Annotated in this window: 9 protein-coding genes; 2 read left to right on the top strand and 7 right to left on the bottom strand. The window is 66.4% G+C overall.

The window, feature by feature from the left end; genetic code table 11:
* Nucleotides 1-206: 206 nt before the first annotated feature.
* The 4 genes from BJQ90_RS09120 to BJQ90_RS09105 form a co-directional block, all read right to left on the bottom strand.
* Complete coding sequence (locus BJQ90_RS09120; RefSeq protein ID WP_226759969.1) at nt 207-866, bottom strand: GntR family transcriptional regulator; 660 nt, start codon at nt 864-866, stop codon at nt 207-209.
* A gap of 117 nt (nt 867-983) precedes the next feature.
* Entirely contained in the window at nt 984-1,994 is a 1,011-nt protein-coding gene (locus BJQ90_RS09115; RefSeq protein WP_226759968.1) for a transketolase family protein, read from the bottom strand.
* On the bottom strand, nt 1,991-2,857 hold the full coding sequence (locus tag BJQ90_RS09110; RefSeq protein WP_226759967.1) for a transketolase: 867 nt from the start codon (nt 2,855-2,857) through the stop codon (nt 1,991-1,993). The genes BJQ90_RS09115 and BJQ90_RS09110 overlap by 4 nt, the downstream gene beginning before the upstream one ends.
* Nucleotides 2,858-2,907: 50 nt before the next feature.
* Nucleotides 2,908-4,245: an MFS transporter gene (locus BJQ90_RS09105; protein WP_226759966.1), complete on the bottom strand. Its 1,338-nt coding sequence runs from the start codon at nt 4,243-4,245 to the stop codon at nt 2,908-2,910.
* Between the two features lie 183 nt (nt 4,246-4,428).
* On the opposite strand from BJQ90_RS09105, the gene BJQ90_RS09100 reads away from it, so the two are divergent.
* On the top strand, nt 4,429-5,253 hold the full coding sequence (locus BJQ90_RS09100; RefSeq protein ID WP_226759965.1) for a sugar phosphate isomerase/epimerase family protein: 825 nt from the start codon (nt 4,429-4,431) through the stop codon (nt 5,251-5,253).
* Between the two features lie 28 nt (nt 5,254-5,281).
* Complete coding sequence (locus tag BJQ90_RS09095) at nt 5,282-6,058, top strand: SDR family NAD(P)-dependent oxidoreductase (protein ID WP_226759964.1); 777 nt, start codon at nt 5,282-5,284, stop codon at nt 6,056-6,058.
* A gap of 1,792 nt (nt 6,059-7,850) precedes the next feature.
* On the opposite strand, the gene BJQ90_RS09090 is transcribed toward BJQ90_RS09095, so the two are convergent.
* The 3 genes from BJQ90_RS09090 to BJQ90_RS09080 all read right to left on the bottom strand — a co-directional run bounded on the left by BJQ90_RS09090 (nt 7,851) and on the right by BJQ90_RS09080 (nt 16,220).
* Entirely contained in the window at nt 7,851-8,354 is a 504-nt protein-coding gene (locus BJQ90_RS09090; RefSeq protein ID WP_226759963.1) for a bacterial transcriptional activator domain-containing protein, read from the bottom strand.
* A gap of 1,564 nt (nt 8,355-9,918) precedes the next feature.
* Nucleotides 9,919-11,691, bottom strand: coding sequence for a hypothetical protein (locus tag BJQ90_RS09085; RefSeq protein WP_226759962.1), 1,773 nt, complete (start codon nt 11,689-11,691; stop codon nt 9,919-9,921).
* Nucleotides 11,691-16,220 carry a hypothetical protein gene (locus BJQ90_RS09080; protein ID WP_226759961.1) on the bottom strand — a complete coding sequence of 1,510 codons (4,530 nt, stop codon included), beginning with the start codon at nt 16,218-16,220 and terminating at the stop codon, nt 11,691-11,693. The genes BJQ90_RS09085 and BJQ90_RS09080 overlap by 1 nt, the downstream gene beginning before the upstream one ends.
* Between the last annotated feature and the right edge of the window lie 3 nt (nt 16,221-16,223).

Here is a 16,223-nt window from a genome sequence, read left to right as displayed (position 1 = left end):
GACCATCGCACGATGGCTCACTACGTTGCCGGAGCAACGCGTAACTGCTGAGATCTACACCACTCCACGGGACGTAACCTGGGCTCACTCCACTAAATGACGGAACACCCGATATCGGCATCGGAAAACGGTAGCCAGTGGTTGTTGCGCACGACGCGTGATGTGATTCTGCGCGCGACTTCCAGTCCGAACTTGGGAATCGAGTATTACGCCACGAGAGTCGCGGCGGCGGTGTCCATGTGCTCCCGGATCGTGTTCCGGGCCAGGGATGCATCGCCGGTCTCGATGGCCGCAACGATGTCGTAGTGTCGGTCCACGCTCATGTTTTTCACGCCCTTCTCCTGGCCCGCGAACATGATGGACATCCGGATGGACCCTTCCAGTGATTCCCAGGAATGAAGCAGCGTTTCATTGCCAGTGAGCCGGCACATGGTTCTGTGGAACTCGAGGTCGGATTCGATCCTCACTTCCAGGCTGCCTTGCGCCGCCGCCGCCATGGCTTCTATCGCGGTGCGAAGCGAAGTCGTGACCTGCCCCCGGTCCGGCAGTTCGCACAGGGTCCGGGCGGCGAGTGATTCGAGCGCGGCACGCACGGCGAAGATATCGCGGATTTCCTTGGCGTCGAGGTGACGCACCGACAGCCTGCCCCGCGGCCCGGCGGACAGCAGCCCTTCCTGTTCCAGTTGGCGCAGCGCTTCCCGGAGGGTGCCGCGGCTGATCTGGAGCATCTCCGACAGCTCTGTTTCCACCAGATGCCGGCCCGGTTCCAGTTCCCCGCTGGTGATGGCGGCGCGCAACGCGGCAAGGGCCTGCTCGCGAAGGCTCTTCTTCTGCAGTCCCAGCAGCGGTGCTGTAGCTCCGGCCATCGTCATACATCCTCAATGTCAGTGGTCGACTGTTTACAGTCGATTTGTTAACTGTCGATCCTACGACAGATGCGCGACGCCGGCTGGCTCGGCGCCGCGCATCTGATCGAAACGGTCCTACTTCAGTTCGGCCAGGACCTTCGCCACGATCTTCTGGACCGTCAGTCCGTAGCGGTCATGGAGGGTGGGGAGAGCACCGGCGTCGAGGAACTCATCCGGCAGGGCCACCGGTACCACGCGTTTGCCGAGTCCTGCGGTGACGACGGCGGATGCGACGGTTTCGAACAGGCCGCCGATCACGCTGTGGTTTTCGAGGGTGACGGCAAGGCGGTCGGTGTTGATCTCGGCAAGGACGGTGGCGGCATCGAACGGCTTGATCGTCGGGGCGTGGACGACGGCGACGTCCACGTTGTGAGCCGCCAGCGCCTTCGCTGCCTGGAGGGCGCGCATGGTCATCAGCCCGGAGGAGATGAACACCACGTCGTTGCCGCCACGCAGGACTTTGGCTTTGCCGAGTTCGAAGGTGTAGTCGTATTCGTCCAGGACGGTGGGTACGTTGCCGCGGAGCAGCCGCAGGTAGGTGGGTCCGTCGGACGCGGCGAGTTGGGGGACGGCTTGTTCGATGTCGATCGAGTCGCAGGGGTCCACGATGGTCAGGTTGGGCATGCCGCGGAAGATAGCCATGTCCTCGGTGGCCTGGTGGCTGGGACCGTAGCCGGTGGTGAGGCCGGGCAGCCCGCCGACGATGTTCACGTTCAGGTTCGGTTCGGCGGAATCGAGGCAGAGGAAGTCGTAGGCGCGGCGGGCGGCGAACACGGAATATGTGGATGCGAACGGGATCAGGCCGGTTTCGGCCAGGCCGGCGGCGGCGCCGAAGAGCAGTTGTTCGGCCATGCCCATCTGGAAGAACCGCTCCGGGTAGGCCTGGGCGAAGATGTGCATGTCGGTGTATTTGCCCAGGTCCGCGGTGAGGCCGACGATCTTGTCGTTCTCCTGCGCTGCCTTGACCAGGGCGTGTCCGAACGGTGCGGAGGCGGTTTTCTGGTCGGCGTCGGCGAAGGAGGCGATCATGGCCGAGGTCTTGAGCTTGGGGGCGGTGCCCTTCACTGCTGTGGTGGTGGTGCTCATCGTCCGGCCGTCCCTTCAAATCCTGCGGTGAGTTGTTCGCGGCAGGTCTGCCATTCGTGTTCTTCGATGCGCATGAAGTGCGCTTTTTCGCGTTCCTCCAGCAGCGGCACGCCGCGGCCGACCTTCGTGTCGCAGAGGATCACGGAGGGCCGACCGGTGACGGCGGCCTGGGCGGCTGCGTTGTCGAAGGCCTGCAGGAGATCGGCCATGTTGTTGCCGTCCACGCGCTGGGTGTACCAGCCGAAGGCCTCCCACTTTTCCGTGACAGGTTCGGTGCGGAGCACGGTGTCGGTTTTGCCGTCGGCCTGCAGGGCGTTGATGTCCACCATCGCGGTGAGGTTGCCGAGCTGGTGGTGGTGGGCGCCCATCGCGGCCTCCCAGGTGGAGCCCTCGTCGAGTTCGCCGTCGGAAAGGAAGTTGTAGATCCTCGCCGCGGAGCCCTGGTGACGCAGGCCCAGCGCGATGCCCACCGCGATGGAAAGCCCGTGGCCCAGGGAGCCACCGGAGATTTCCATGCCGGGGGTGTAGGTGGACATCCCGGACATCGGCAGCCGGGAATCGTCCGAGCCATACGTGTCCAGTTCCTCGACCGGGATGATCCCGGCCTCGGCCAGGGCCGCGTAGTGGCCGATCGCGTAGTGGCCGGTGGAGAGCAGGAACCGGTCCCGGGCCTCCCATTCCGGGTCCTCGGCACGGTAGCGGAGCTGGTCCGCGTACACGGCGGTCAGCATGTCCGCGGCGCCGAGGGCCTGGCCCACGTAGCCCTGGCCCTGGACCTCGCCCATGTTCAGTGCGTGGTGGCGGATCCGGTAAGCCGCGGCGCTGACGCGTTCGAGGCGTTCTGAGGCAGTTTCCTGATTCATTCGTTCCTTGGAAGGGAGTTCGGGTGTGTGTGGTTCCTGTGTCGCAGTCATCAGACGTTCACCGACTGGGGGGTGCTTTTGGTGGCCTCGTCGGCGAGTTGCCGTTCCCGCTTGCCCCAGGTTTCCCGGGTGACGATGGCGGCCCAGAGGCCGATGGCTGCGTAGAAACCGAAAAGCAGCGCCGGACCCATCCAGCCGAAGCTGACGAACAGGAGGGTGGTGATGAAGGGGGTGAAGCCGGAGACCATGGCCGAGATCTGGTAGGCCAGCGAGGCGCCCGAGGCGCGGGTCTTCGCCTGGAAGAGCTCCGGGAACCAGGCACCCTGGGCGCCGGCGAGGGAGTTCTGGCAGACGGCGTAGGAGATCACGAGGGTGGCGATGATGAAGATGAACATGCCGGTGTTGACCAGCAGGAACATCGGGATGGCGAACAGCACTGCGAAGGCGCAGGACCAGATGTAGAGCGGGCGCCTGCCGATCCTGTCCGTGAGCCTGGCCCAGGCTTGGGTGGCGAAGATGCCGATCGCGGAGGCGATGCACAGGGCCACGAGCGTCTGGGTCTTGTCGGCCAGGTGCTGGCTGTTGAGGTAGGAGATCATGTAGGTGATGGAGACTGCGTAGCCGGCGGTCTCGGCGATGCGCAGGCCGATGCCCTTCACGATGTTGCGCCAGTCGGTCTTGAGGACCTCCTTGATGGGGGACTTCACGATGGTGCCGCTGTCCTTAACTTCCTCGAAGACTGGGGACTCGGGGACCTTGGAGCGGATGATCAGGCCAACGACGACCAGCACGATGCTGGCCAGGAACGGAATGCGCCAGGCGAGCTCACCGCCGAGCTGGACGCTGAAGAGGAACACGAGGTTCGCCAGCAGCAGTCCGACCGGGAAACCGGCCTGAACCATTCCCGTGTATTTGCCCTTGGTTTTCCACGGAGCGTGCTCGTAGCTCATCAGGATGGCGCCGCCCCATTCAGCGCCGAAGGCCAGGCCCTGGACAATCCGGACGAACACCAGCAGGGCAGGGGCCAGGAGGCCGACCTGGCTGTAGGTGGGGAGGAGGCCGATGATGAAGGTGGCGACGCCCATGAGGATCAGGGACGCGACCAGGACAGGTTTGCGGCCCAGCTTGTCACCGAGGTGGCCGCCGATGATGCCGCCGATCGGGCGGGCGGCAAAGCCGACGCCCAGGGTAGCGAAGGCGGCCAGTGTCCCGGTCACCGGATCTCCGGTGGGGAAGAACGCCGTGCCGAAGTACAGGGCTGCGGCCGTGCCGAAGCCGATAAAATCGTACGTCTCAATGACGGCGCCGACGCTAGAGCCGATGGCGACGCGCTTTGCGTCCTTGGTGCCATGCACGTGGCCGCGCATTTTCAGAGCTTCGTTGCTCATTGCTGATCCCTTTCGAGGAGCCGGCCGCGCTTCCGCACCGCCGATGTCGACTGTTAACAAATGATATGCCAGTGTGACCCGCATCATGCCTGAATGTCAACAGTCAATGTTGGAGGTTGACTGTTGACAGTAAAGCGAACTACAGTGATTCACATCACCCGCCCATTCAAAGGAGCAACGACGATGTTCAACTCCCGGCTCGGCTGCTCAACCATCAGCTTCCGGCACCAAGAGCTCCCGGCCGCCCTGCGGACCATCACCGGCCTGGGCTTTAATGAACTCGACCTCGGCGCCCTCCCCGGCGTCTGCAACCATGTCCCGTACAACCTGGACGACACCGCAGTTGCCGCGGTGACCGCGGACGTTGCTGCCTCAGGGCTGAGCGTCCGCTCGGTCAACGGGGACATCGGAGACCTCAACGCAGTGCTCGACGACGCTGCACGGCTCGCCCGCGAACGGCACCTGGAGGCCCTCCTCACCCTCGCCGCCACCACCGGCGCGAAGGCGCTGGTCCTGCCCTGCGGCGCCTTTAGCCACGAAGCTGTAAAAAGCCTCGAGGAGGATCTGGACGAAATCGCCGCCCAGCTCATCCACGCCGGGCATCGGGCAGCGGAATTCGGCGTCGAACTATGGACCGAATCACTGCACTTCCTAAGGTTCTGCTGGAACCTCGAGCGCGCGGAACTGCTGGCGCGGCGGCTGGCGGGCTCCGGCGTCGGCATCGTGATGGACTTCAGCCACATCGTGGCGGCCGGCGAGGACCCGCAGGAATACCTCACCCGACACCACGGCCGCATCTCTCACGTCCACCTTCGCGACGCCGTGCCGGGAAACATCAACCTAAGCATCGGCAACGGGCAGGCAGACTTCACGGCCGGGCTCCGCGCCCTCACGCTGAGCGGCTACACCGGCCACTTCTCACTTGAACTCGAAACCCGGGACATCACGGACGACGAACGCCCCGCCGCCGCAGCAAAAGCGGCAAGCTTCATCACCGACCACATCTGAACCACCACCAAGTAATCCAAGGAGCATCATGACCACCACCACCCAGCGCACCGCCGTCATCACCGGAGCCACCTCGGACCGGGGCATCGGCATCACCACAGCCCGCCGCTACGCCAGCCAGGGCTGGGGCGTGGTGATCCTGGACCTCGACGGCGAGAAGTCCGCCAAGGTCGCCGCCGACATCGGCAATGAGTTCAACGTGCCGGCGTTCGGCCACGAAATCGATGTCGCCGATGAGAGCTCCGTCAACGCCGCCTACGCAGCCGTCAAGACCGAGGTCGCCGCCGGCATCCTCCCCCCGGTGGGAGCCCTGGCCAACATCGCCGGCATCACCTCCCCGGTCCCCTTCCTGGAAACCACGCTGGACCTCTGGCACAAGGTCATGAACGTCAACGCCACCGGAACCTACCTGGTCACCAAGGCGTTCCTGCCGGACATGATCGAGAACGGCTGGGGCCGAATCGTGAACATGTCCTCAGTGTCCGCCCAGCGCGGCGGCGGCGTGTTCGGGAAGGTCCCCTACTCCGCAGCGAAGGCCGCCATCCTGGGCCTGACCAAGGCGCTGGCCCGCGAAATCGGCGCCACCGGCGTCACGGTCAACGCCATCACGCCCGGCGCCGTGGACACCAACATCCGCGTGGGCAGCACGGACGAGCAGGAAGCCGCCATCAACGCCGGCATCCCCCTGGGCCGCAACGCCACCACGGAGGAGATCGCCGCCGTCATCACCTTCCTGTCCTCCGAGGAATCCGCGTACCTCACGGGCACCACCATCGACATCAACGGCGGAAGCCACATCCATTAGCGGCCCGGCCACGTCAGAGAGCCCATCAAGACCAAGATTTTCAACGATCCTTGAGATCGCGGAGGAAGCCCTTGCCGGATTCTGCGACGTCCATTCCGGGCTGGTGCGCCAAGTCCCCGGCGATGCCGTGCGGCGCCACCGTCCGGAAGATCCCTTCGTCGTGATGTGCTCACCCCTGCGAAGTGTCCAAGGTGACGGCCGCTCCGGTGACAGGTGTGAACGGTCGATGGCGCGGTGGCTGTCCGGACGCCGCGCCAAGCAGCCGAAGGACCTCGACCCGGCCTATAGGCCGAGCTTCCCCACCGCCCACCGGTCATGAACTCACCCTGCCAGTAGACTTAGACCGGCTCTCCAGTCCCCCCAGCTTGGAGAGCCGGGAGCCTCCGCGCTTGAGTCCCTGGACTCGCGCGGAGGCTTTCCTCATACGCCCGGCAACCTGGGCTGCTATCAGAAAGTGATCAAACCAGATACGGGTCCCGGATTTAACCTTTAGTGGATCAGGCCAGCGACGAGGCGCAAAGCCCACCAATTCCTGCAACGCGCCTCAAAGCCGGCTCCGCCTACCGACTGGCCAGGCTCAGCGAGCTCATGACCGATCCGGATCAGTTGCCGCGTCATGCTGTTCCCGACGCATTCCTGCATGAACAGGTATCAAAGCAGAAATTCAGGACCGGCCGATACCTGGCCCGATCTAAAGAATAATCAACAAGTCATGCTGTAGGCGTCTCTAGCCCCCATGAAGTGGTGAACGCGAAAACCCAAAGGAAAGGAAGAACCAGGATGAACACCCATAAGGGACCACAAAGGGCGGTACCCGGTCCGCCGTAGTCAGCCGCTCCCCTACACAACCGAATAGGCCGTCTACGGGACCCCACACACCCGGAACATCAGATCAGAGGCGAGAGTGTGCACAATGTGCACACGAAAAGGCACTAAAAAGCCGCTGACCTGCGGAAACACCGTGCCCGAGGTGGGACTCGAACCGGGTTCCAGCCCCTGCAAACACTGGATCCCCGCCGAAACATCCGCAATCCGGCCCAGTCCGGCACCGGTACGGCCCAGTCCGAGACCCAAAGTGTGGACACTGTCCACACCCCCAAATCTCCCCACGATAGGCCTCCCCCAAACAGCCGCGCCCCGCATGGACAGGGTGCGGCGCTTCTTTGCCCTGAAAGACTTGATCCCGCTGGAGAAATCCAATCTCGGCTGCAACCGGGTCCTGCCTGCGCTCGGTGCGAACTCCCGGGCAAGCCCGCACGGCGCGCTCAGCCTCTAGACTCTCCATCACGACGTCACCTCCCTTCAAATCGTTCATGATCCGATCGGCGGACGGCTGCATGACGGGGCAGCGGCCCCTAGGACGCTGGCCGCGGACTAACAGAGCGACACGAAAACAACGGAGCCCGGGCGGCGCCACCAGCAACCGCCACAGCACGGCGCCAACGATCAGGGCCTCGCCCCGAACCCGGCACCAGCTGGCCGAAGACGACATAGCGTCGTCCTCTTCCTGATCAATTAATGCTTGTGCCTTCCTCGTTGCCCCATCGTCGTCGTACAGGAGGAGAGTACCCAGGGCCGGGGTCAGCAAAGCCTCGTACGTGTCAGCCCCGCGGTATCGATCCGAACGGCTTGGGCGATTCAGCTGGCGGGCGGAGCCCATGAAGCAGGGTCGTCGCAGCATTTAACAGGAGTCTTCTCGGCCTTGGCCCCGATCTCCACTTGTCGCTCTTTGCTCGTTCCGTATCCTTTGGGGCATGGTCTGGTCATCCCTCGTTCTCGCAGGGACCGGCTCTCATAAAGCCTCAGCGACGAGGCGACGAATGCCCTCCGACGGAGCAAGGCCCATGTCCTCCTTCAGCTGCGTTCGATACTTTTCGAAGGCCCGAAGCGCGGCAGCGTTGTTGCCCTGCTTCCTATGGGCCTGAATGACGAGTCCAACCGCACTTTCGTAAAGTGGTTCAAGTTCGAGTGCTGCCTCCGACGCTTCCAAAGCGACCTCAAAGTCACGGCGTGCCAGCGACTCGCGCCCAATGATGTGGAACGCGTGGAGCCGGTCCTGCCGCAATCTGTTCTGTTCAAAGAGAACCCAATCGTCATACCAGCCCGGGAGCAGTTCGGCGTCGCGCAATAGGCTCAGTGACGAAGCGACATGCCCGTTTAGCCCGGTTTGGCTTAGCTCTCGAACACAGGACCGAACCCGGTGCAAGTCGACCTCCACCAAATCGCTGAGGGAAAGCTCAGCGCCGCCGTTGACCAGCAGGCCCGGGACTTGCCGTGAGACCAGGTGTATGCTCACGCGCAGACTCTCCATGGCCAGACTCTCGCAACTCTCCGGCCACAGGAGCCCGACCAGGTAGCTCCGAGGTAGAGGACCGTGTATAGCCAGGGCAGTGATGAGCCGCTGTTGACGCGCCGCTACGTGCAGAATGCACGAGTCCCCGCGGAGCTTCCACGATTGTAAAAGGCTCAGCTGAAAATCGCAAAAGTTGCCGTTTCCCATGAGTACCCCCAAATCCAGCGGGCCCGCTGCTGGAATAGTTCTAGCAATTAGGATCCGCATTTCAGTAGGGGATGTCAATGGCCCGCTACATTTGGCACTTTTGTGAAGCGAATAGCAGGGGCAGCCGCCTACAGCTAATGAACAACAGTGATTTTCATTAGAATTTGCTTCCGAAATCAGAGCCAAAAGACCCTAGCGACGACGTTTAACTAGGGAGTGTAGCCATCCCGGGCTCTTCGAAATACCGCGGATTTTCATATCAGAAATACTGAGAGAGGTCCCTCGGATTTTTCCCGTTCGCTGGCTTCCTCCTGAGTACCCGCTTAGTTGCCGGCGACAGCCGACGGTGCGGTGAAACCGCCAACCCTTGCCTCAAAGTCCCTGGAACCCGCAACGGAAGACATCTATCGGCCGACTTGGTCCGGCCAGTCCGGAACGAACTTGCCCGTCCCGGCTGCGGCCGCACGGTGATCTGGTAGCCGCGATCGGGGGAACAAACGGCCGCCCTAATCGCATTCTCTAGTCGTTATTTATAAACTAACACTCCGAATCATATAGTACACCTAGATGCGTCAATGAAACCCGATCCCACTCCGGTCTTGTGCTGAGCGACCTGGCCTGGCAACCCCTCGCCCCGACCGAAAAGTCCCAGTCATTAGTTGATTCAGGACATTCACTTTTGCATACCCGAATGGTAATGAGTGAATGGTTGGCAATTGATGGCACTCCCTCATTTATCGCCGGGCTCGTTCAGGCACTCAACGTTGCCAGCCGGTCTATATATCCTGTCCCTGCCTACTAGGTCAAGCAGGGCAGACTGGTCTAGAGCCATCGTGTGTTTGTGTCCTTTGTGAGTTCTTTGATCGGTACTCACTGACATCGCACGATGGCTCACTACGTTGCCGGAGCAACGCGCAACTGTGGAGATCTACACCACTCCACGGGACGTAACCCCTCGCGGCCGGGGTGCGGAGCGGACGGACGATGCCCGGCCGGGCCACGATGTCACCGGACAGGAACAGCTCCCCGAGTCCGTCCAGAGATCGGATGCCCCGGCTCTCCAAGATCGCCAAGTGCCGGTCGAGCCGGGCATTCACCTCCCGCTGGCCCAAGGCGGTGACGTCGATGAGCCGCAGTACGATCCGGTCGAGGTAGCGGGCGAGGATGGGTTGTCCAGGATTTGTAAGCATGTTGGTCACCATTTCGGTAGCAGCGGATTGAGCATGAGTCCGGGCGCATCTTCCGGACCGGTGTCCCCGGTTTCCGCGGGCTGCACTTGCGCCGGGGCCCCTCAGCCGCGGTCGCGCCTCTAACCCTTGGCTTCGACACAGATGCCGCGCCGCCTCGAAGCGCGGACCTACTACGCTGTCGGCGGATGAGTCATGTCCGTGAACGATAGGGCCGAGTCCCAGGCGAGGCGGCTGGAGGCCTCGCCCCGGCCGGTGCGCACCCGATAGGCCGCCCACCGCGCGTAGCGCCCGTCGGCCCGCCGAGCCAGCAAAGGCACGGCGCGCAGGTGCACGCCCTCCCTCGGCAGTTCCTCACCGGGGAAAGTGAGGGGCGTCGGACGCAGTGTGATGCCGCTCGGCACGACGGGAACTCCGTCGCGCAGCAGCGCGGCCTTGCGCAGCGACACCTGACCGGGCGTCAACGCCACGGGTGCCAGCGGGATCCAGTGCGCGGGCACGGTTGATTGCAATCTGTAGGCCCGCTCCTCCTGGGCGAGACCTTCCGGCCACGGATCGGGGGCGGGCGGCCGCTCGCTCGCGCGCCGCCGCGGGTCGCCGCTTCGCCCCTGCACCGAGTTCTCGATGGCCCACGCCATGTTCGCCATCTCGTCGCGCAGGAACAGCACGTCTTCGAGGGCTTCGCCCACGAGTGTGCCGACGGCCACGGGAGGCAGCACGATGCCGGGGAGCATCCGCCCGGCCGCCGAGGCAACGCCGAACATGGTGAACGCGGGATCGGCGAGCTCCGGAACCGTCACCGGGTCGCCGAAGTCGTCGGTCAGGGTCACGGTTCCGACCCTGTTGACCGCGCCGAGCAGGCCGTCGACAGGCACGACCAGCCAGTCGTCACCCGAGGACAACGCGAATTCGGCGAGGCAGAGCCTCGCGAGGTCGTTGGTCTGCGCCTCGATGGCGCCCACGTCGACGGCGCCGTCCTCGAGCTGCCAGTAGCGGTCGGCCGGCATACCGGGGAACCGCAGCGGGGTGGCGAGCATGGTCGCCTCGCTGCCGACGGGGGTGCCGGACGGTGCCTCGCCGGGTAGCTCGACGCTGGCGCCCTCAACCCATTCGAGGTCGCTCCATCGTACGGATGCCGAGCCGAATTGGGCGCCCCGGGCGAACACGGCGTTGGCCTTGTCGCCGAAGCGCAGTGCGAAGCGGTACTCCAGGCGCTCGGTCGACCAAGCGCCGCCGGAGTCGGGCTCGCCGCCCAGCCAGGCCAGCCACTCGGCGATCGCAGCACGTGCGGCTGCGGCATCCATCGCCTCGCCGATCCAGCCGGGATCCCCGGCGCGCAACTCGGCGGCGAGTGTCCCCCCGTCGGGAACGGCACCGCCGAGAACAGCGAACAGGCGGGCGGCCTGCGGGTCGTCGAGTCCTAGTGGATCGTTCGGGTCATCGTCGAGGGCGAGCGGATGCCGCCCCGTGAGCGAGCGTGCGAGCGTCTCTTCGCCGGCGTCCGCCAGGAGGTCCACGAGCTGGGCTCCTGCCTCGGCGCGCTGTCGCAGACCGTCGCCGAACGCGAGCTCAGGGACGTCCTGGATGAGCTCTTCGAGAAGCGCCCCCTCGCGCCACGGCCGCCAGTCGGCGCCGGCCATATCGATCGAGTCGCCTGACAAGGGGGCCCAGGCCGTGATCGGCAGCGCGCTCGAGGCCACATGCACCGACACGACGGATCCGGCATCCTCGCCGGTGAGCTCGCCGAACTGCCATTGCCGACCGAGCATCCACGCGGCATCGCCGATGCGCGCCTCGGCACCCGGAGCCGGGTCGCCGGTGATCGAGTCGGGCTCGAGCCGCACCATGGCCGGTGGGTCGGCAACCTGCAGCAGCTTCAAGATCCCCGCCAGGTTCTGGTCGGTCACCTCGCTGACCATCATGTCGATGGGAATCTTGACGGCCATCACTTCACCTCCGAAAGGAACGGGATGCCGACCCCGGACCATTTCACTTTGGCCAGCTCCGTGAACTGGAGCCCTGTGCGGATCTGCAACCAGGGGCTCGCCACGTAGATGGCGGGCAGGATGGCCGCGTCTCCCGGCGTCTGCTCATAGGTGACCAGCCGGGCCTTGGCCAGGTCCACGGCCTCAAGCACCGTCGCCACGACGGAATCAGTCGTCCACCGGTTGCCGTCCGGCGACACCGCGGAGAGCAGCACCTGCGGCGCCCTGGCCGATGCCTGGTTGGCATGTACGGCGAGCCCGGTGGTGGCCCGTGCCGCACGCAGCGGGTTGTCGGGCGCCGCCGGATCGAATGCCCGGGGGTCTGGTTGGAACGGCAGGGTCTCGGACCAGCCGTCGATTGCGAGTCCGGCGAACGCGCCGGCGAAGTCGTCATGGCCGCCGACGAGTTCGACGACCAGGTGGCTCGCGGATGCCGCCGGCCAGGGGATGTCGTCGGGCAGGGGTCCGGCCAGCCAGCGCTCCGTGCCCGCAGCCGAGTCTCCGGTGACGTCGTCGTGCTCGGTGAGCTGCACGATGCGCAGCGGGATAGGGATGCCGAGGGCCCCACCGAGCAGCTGCGCCTCGGCGAGGCGCCCGACCCCTGCTCGAACTGTGGCGTGATCACGCACGAAGGCGTTGAGGTGGGCACGCGTCGGCTGCTTCTTCATCGCCGGCATGGTGATGGCTGTGTGGAACGAGTCGATGCCGGCGGGCTTCGCCAGCAGGGGCAGGAGCAGGAAACCGTCGCCGAGGATCCCCTCGGCCACGGCGCGGCAGGCATCGACAATCTCGCCGGTGGTGGCCGGGGTTTCGCGCGCCGGGTCGCGCAGGGCGACGAGCGTCGCCCGTGCCTGCCCCAACCGTGCGAACGCCGCCTGCCACGCGCCGACGGCCCAGGCGACGTTCGCCGGAATCGCGGCATCCGGAACCAGGGGGACGCCGAAGGCCGCGAGCCCGCGCACGGCGTCGATGACGTCAGCCACGGCATCCTCCTCGACGGCCAGGCTGTCGGAGTCGATGGCGGCGATGACCGCCTGGCCGGAGGCGAGCACAGTGGCGAGGGCGTCGAGCACGGCACCGACGCGCGCGAGCAGTTCGTCGGTGTCGATCCGGCGTTCCGGGGCAACGCCGGTGCGCACGAGGGAGTCGGGGCCGAGCGGGGTTCCTCCGGCTGCGAGCGAGCGGAGGCTGCCGGCGAGAACGGCGGCGCGCAGCAGTCCGTCGGCCAGCGGGGAGTCGTCCAGTGCGGGTATGGCCGCGCGCAGCTCACGGTCGAGTGATGCCGCATCGTCCGCGAAGACCAGGTCGAGGGCAGCCCAGCCGGCCTCGGCGAGGGTGTGACGGTTGGGGGTGTCCGTCACCGCGATGTCGGCGGGATCACCGAGGCGACGCGCCGCCCAGGCTTCCAGCCGTGGTTCGGCGAGGGCACGGGGGCGGGTGTTCGACCAGCCGGTCGCATCGGCTGGGATGGCCGCGAACACGCCGTGGGTGAGGATGCGTCCGGTCTGGCGTACGCCGAGGACGCCCAGGTCGGGGTCGACGGCGGCGCCGCTGGCCATGGCATCCATCGCAGCGGAGGCGCGGGACGGGTTGCCCGAGGAGTACTGCAGGACGCTCTCACTCAGAAGGGCGTCCGAGACGGCGTCGAGTGTGGCCGCGGCTCCGCGCATGGCCGCGGCCAGGAGGTCCCACTCCGCGTTCGACACGGGGTCCCAATTCTCGACGAAGGCGTTGTCGGGCTTGAGGGTGAGCCGGGCCCGCAGGGGCGGGTTGGCCGCGGTGAGCGTGTCGAGCGGGAACAGCCGCAGCAGTTCTGCGCCGTCGACGACATCGGCGGCGGCGACGCGTGCTGCCGCGACCTCCTGCGCCTCGTCGTTGCCGAGCTGGTCGGTGGCGGCGGGCGCGATCTGCCGCAGGCTCAGCTGGAACCGGGCCGCCGAAGTTCCGGCGAGGCCGCGTTCGATCTGGTAACCGAGCAGGGCGCCGATCGACTGTCCGGCCGCGACTCCCTCGAGCACGCGCCGGAGTTCGACGCCGCGCCGACTGGACAGGTCGATGGCGAACGGCTGCTTCCCGGGCAGTGCGCCGATGTTGGAGCGGTGGGCGCTCGCGAGGACGCCGGCGGCGACGGCGTGCGAGCTGCTGGGCGCGTGGATCCAGCCATCCGGATCGCTCCGGGCCACTCCGAGGCGGATCTGCTCGACGTAGCCGAATGCGCCAATGGTCATTCCGACGGGGGCGGTTGCCGCGAGGGTGGCACGGCGTGCAGTCGCGACGCCCGTCGCCCACGCGTCGATTCGGTGGGATGCAAGATCCAGCGCAGAGGCGACGGCGATGCGGCGCTCGTCGAGCGGGGCCGCCGCGAGCGCGATCATGGCGGCTCGCACCTCGCCGCCCACGCCGAAGGCGTAGAGCAGTTCGGTGATGGCGCTGCTGCCCAGCCACCTCGCCTGCGCGGTGTCGCCGAGGTCAAGCGCCACCTGCGCCAGGGAGGTGCGGGCCTCGGCCACCGGTTCGATGGCGGCGATGCTCACACGCTCGGTCGGCTGGCCGTCGAAGTGCTGCACGGCGGCAACCCTCTCGGCGGCGGCGAAGAAGCGCTCAGGGGCGGTATCGTCGACGGCGGCATCGGCGGATGCCGCCATTGTGACGACCCTCCTGATCTCGGGTTCGAGCTGCACGAAGTCGAGCAGCGGGCCAACGAACTCCTGGGGCGCGGCGCGGAACCGCAGTCGCTTGGCGCTGTCCCATGCGATGTCGAGCAGGGCCTGAAGTACGCTGTCGACCTTCGGCGTCGTCCCGGCCAGAATCTCGGCCACGACCTCGGCGTCGCGCTCTGAAACGAGGGGCAGGCCGATGGTGCGGGAGTCATCGTGCGGCGCCGGAGTCGACAGGATCTTGGCCGCGTCGACCGAGAACTGCGCTAGTACGGCCGTTCGCAGGTGAGCCTCGGCCAGCAGCTGGGCGGGATCCGCTCCGGTCGCGGCGGCGAATGCGGCGAGCTGCGGGCCATCGACCGCCGGTCGGGCGCGCACGCCGGTGGCCACGGGGCTGGTGCCGAGCATGTCGAGCAGGTCCTGGTCATCGAGCTGTCCGCCGGGACGCACATGGGGAACGACGGGTGATCGGCTCACCCAGCGGGCGAGCGTGCGCCGGATAAGCGGCACGAGCTGGGCCGTGGTCTCGCCGGAGCGCGGTCGCCAGGCATCGAGATCCGTGACCGGCAACACGCCGTAGGGCTGGGCGCCGATGCGCAGCGCGGGGGCAGACCCCGCTCCGCGCACGTGGTCGCGGTGCAGGCGCCGGGCAGACTCGATGCTTCCCGGGGTGACCGCGGGGATGGCGAGGTCATCGAGGCGTTCGAGCACAGGCTCCCAGGTGGCGAACCAGAGTGCGGTATTGGCGGCGGCCTGAGCCTCGTCCTGGGTCGAGACCGGTCCGGCGGGGATGAGATGCTCGACGGATGCGGCGTCGAGGCCGAGGGCTGCCGCGAGCCGGCTGGCGTCCCGCGACGGCGTGCGCGATTCCACAGGCGGGGCGCCCGCGCTCGCGGCCGGGCGATAGGGCGAGCGTTCGGCATCCGCATTGTTGGTGGCGGTTCCGGCGGCCAGCAGCGAGACGCCGTCGCTGAACCTGTGGCTGGTGAGGAGGTCGACGAAGTCGGCGGCGTTGGCCTCTTCAGACACCGAGTTGCGCGTTCCGACCACCACGATGCGGTCGATGAGAGTGGTGCCGCCGGGCAGCTGCACCTCCACCCCCAGGCCCTCGCTCTGTGCCGCCTCGAAGTCTACTGTCCACTCCGAGCCGACCGGCACGGTCAGGCCGGCCACCTGATTCAGTGCGTCGTCGCCGAACGCGATCGGCGACAGCGGCACGTCGGTCGCCACCGGCGAGCCGGTTACCGTGATCGGCGCTGCTCCGTTCGGGAACACCCGCACCACGAACTGGTCGGGAAGGCAACGGGCGACGGTGCCGTGGGCAACCTCCTCCGGCAATGCCGGGAAGGTCGGGACGCCCTGTCCTCGGGTGGCGAGGTTGGTGGGCGTCGTGGCCTCGGCCACCCACCCGGCGCGGCGTTCCCCGACGGCCGCGTTGAGTGCGGGCCAGGCGACCGCATCGGCGTCGTCGATCCAGACGGCCGACCAGTAGGCCACGCCGGCGGCGACCTCGGCATCCGTCACCGCGCGCAGAAGGCTGTCGATGTGTGCCTCGTCGGGCGAGATGCGCACCCGAAGCGTCGACGTTCCCGGAGTCAGCTTGCTCTCGATGCGCACGGGCAGCAGCACAAGGGGCACCTCGGGAGATGCATCGCACGGGTCGAGGCGATCCCGCAGCCCGCCGATGATCTCGCGCAGGTCGTCGTCGAGCACGAGAATCTCGCCGCGGCGCCCGTGGTCGGCCGGCCGCCGGATGAGCGTTCGGCGCTTCTCGGCCAGGATGGCGATGCGCTCGCGAACTCTGGCCAGTACGGCTGGGGTCTCGACGGGCATGGT

It is taken from the genome of Arthrobacter sp. SO3 (genome assembly GCF_020532825.1).
GTDB lineage: Bacteria > Actinomycetota > Actinomycetes > Actinomycetales > Micrococcaceae > Arthrobacter.
The sequence above is the reverse complement of the archived record's forward strand: the minus strand, read 5'-3'. Positions and strand labels throughout refer to the sequence as shown.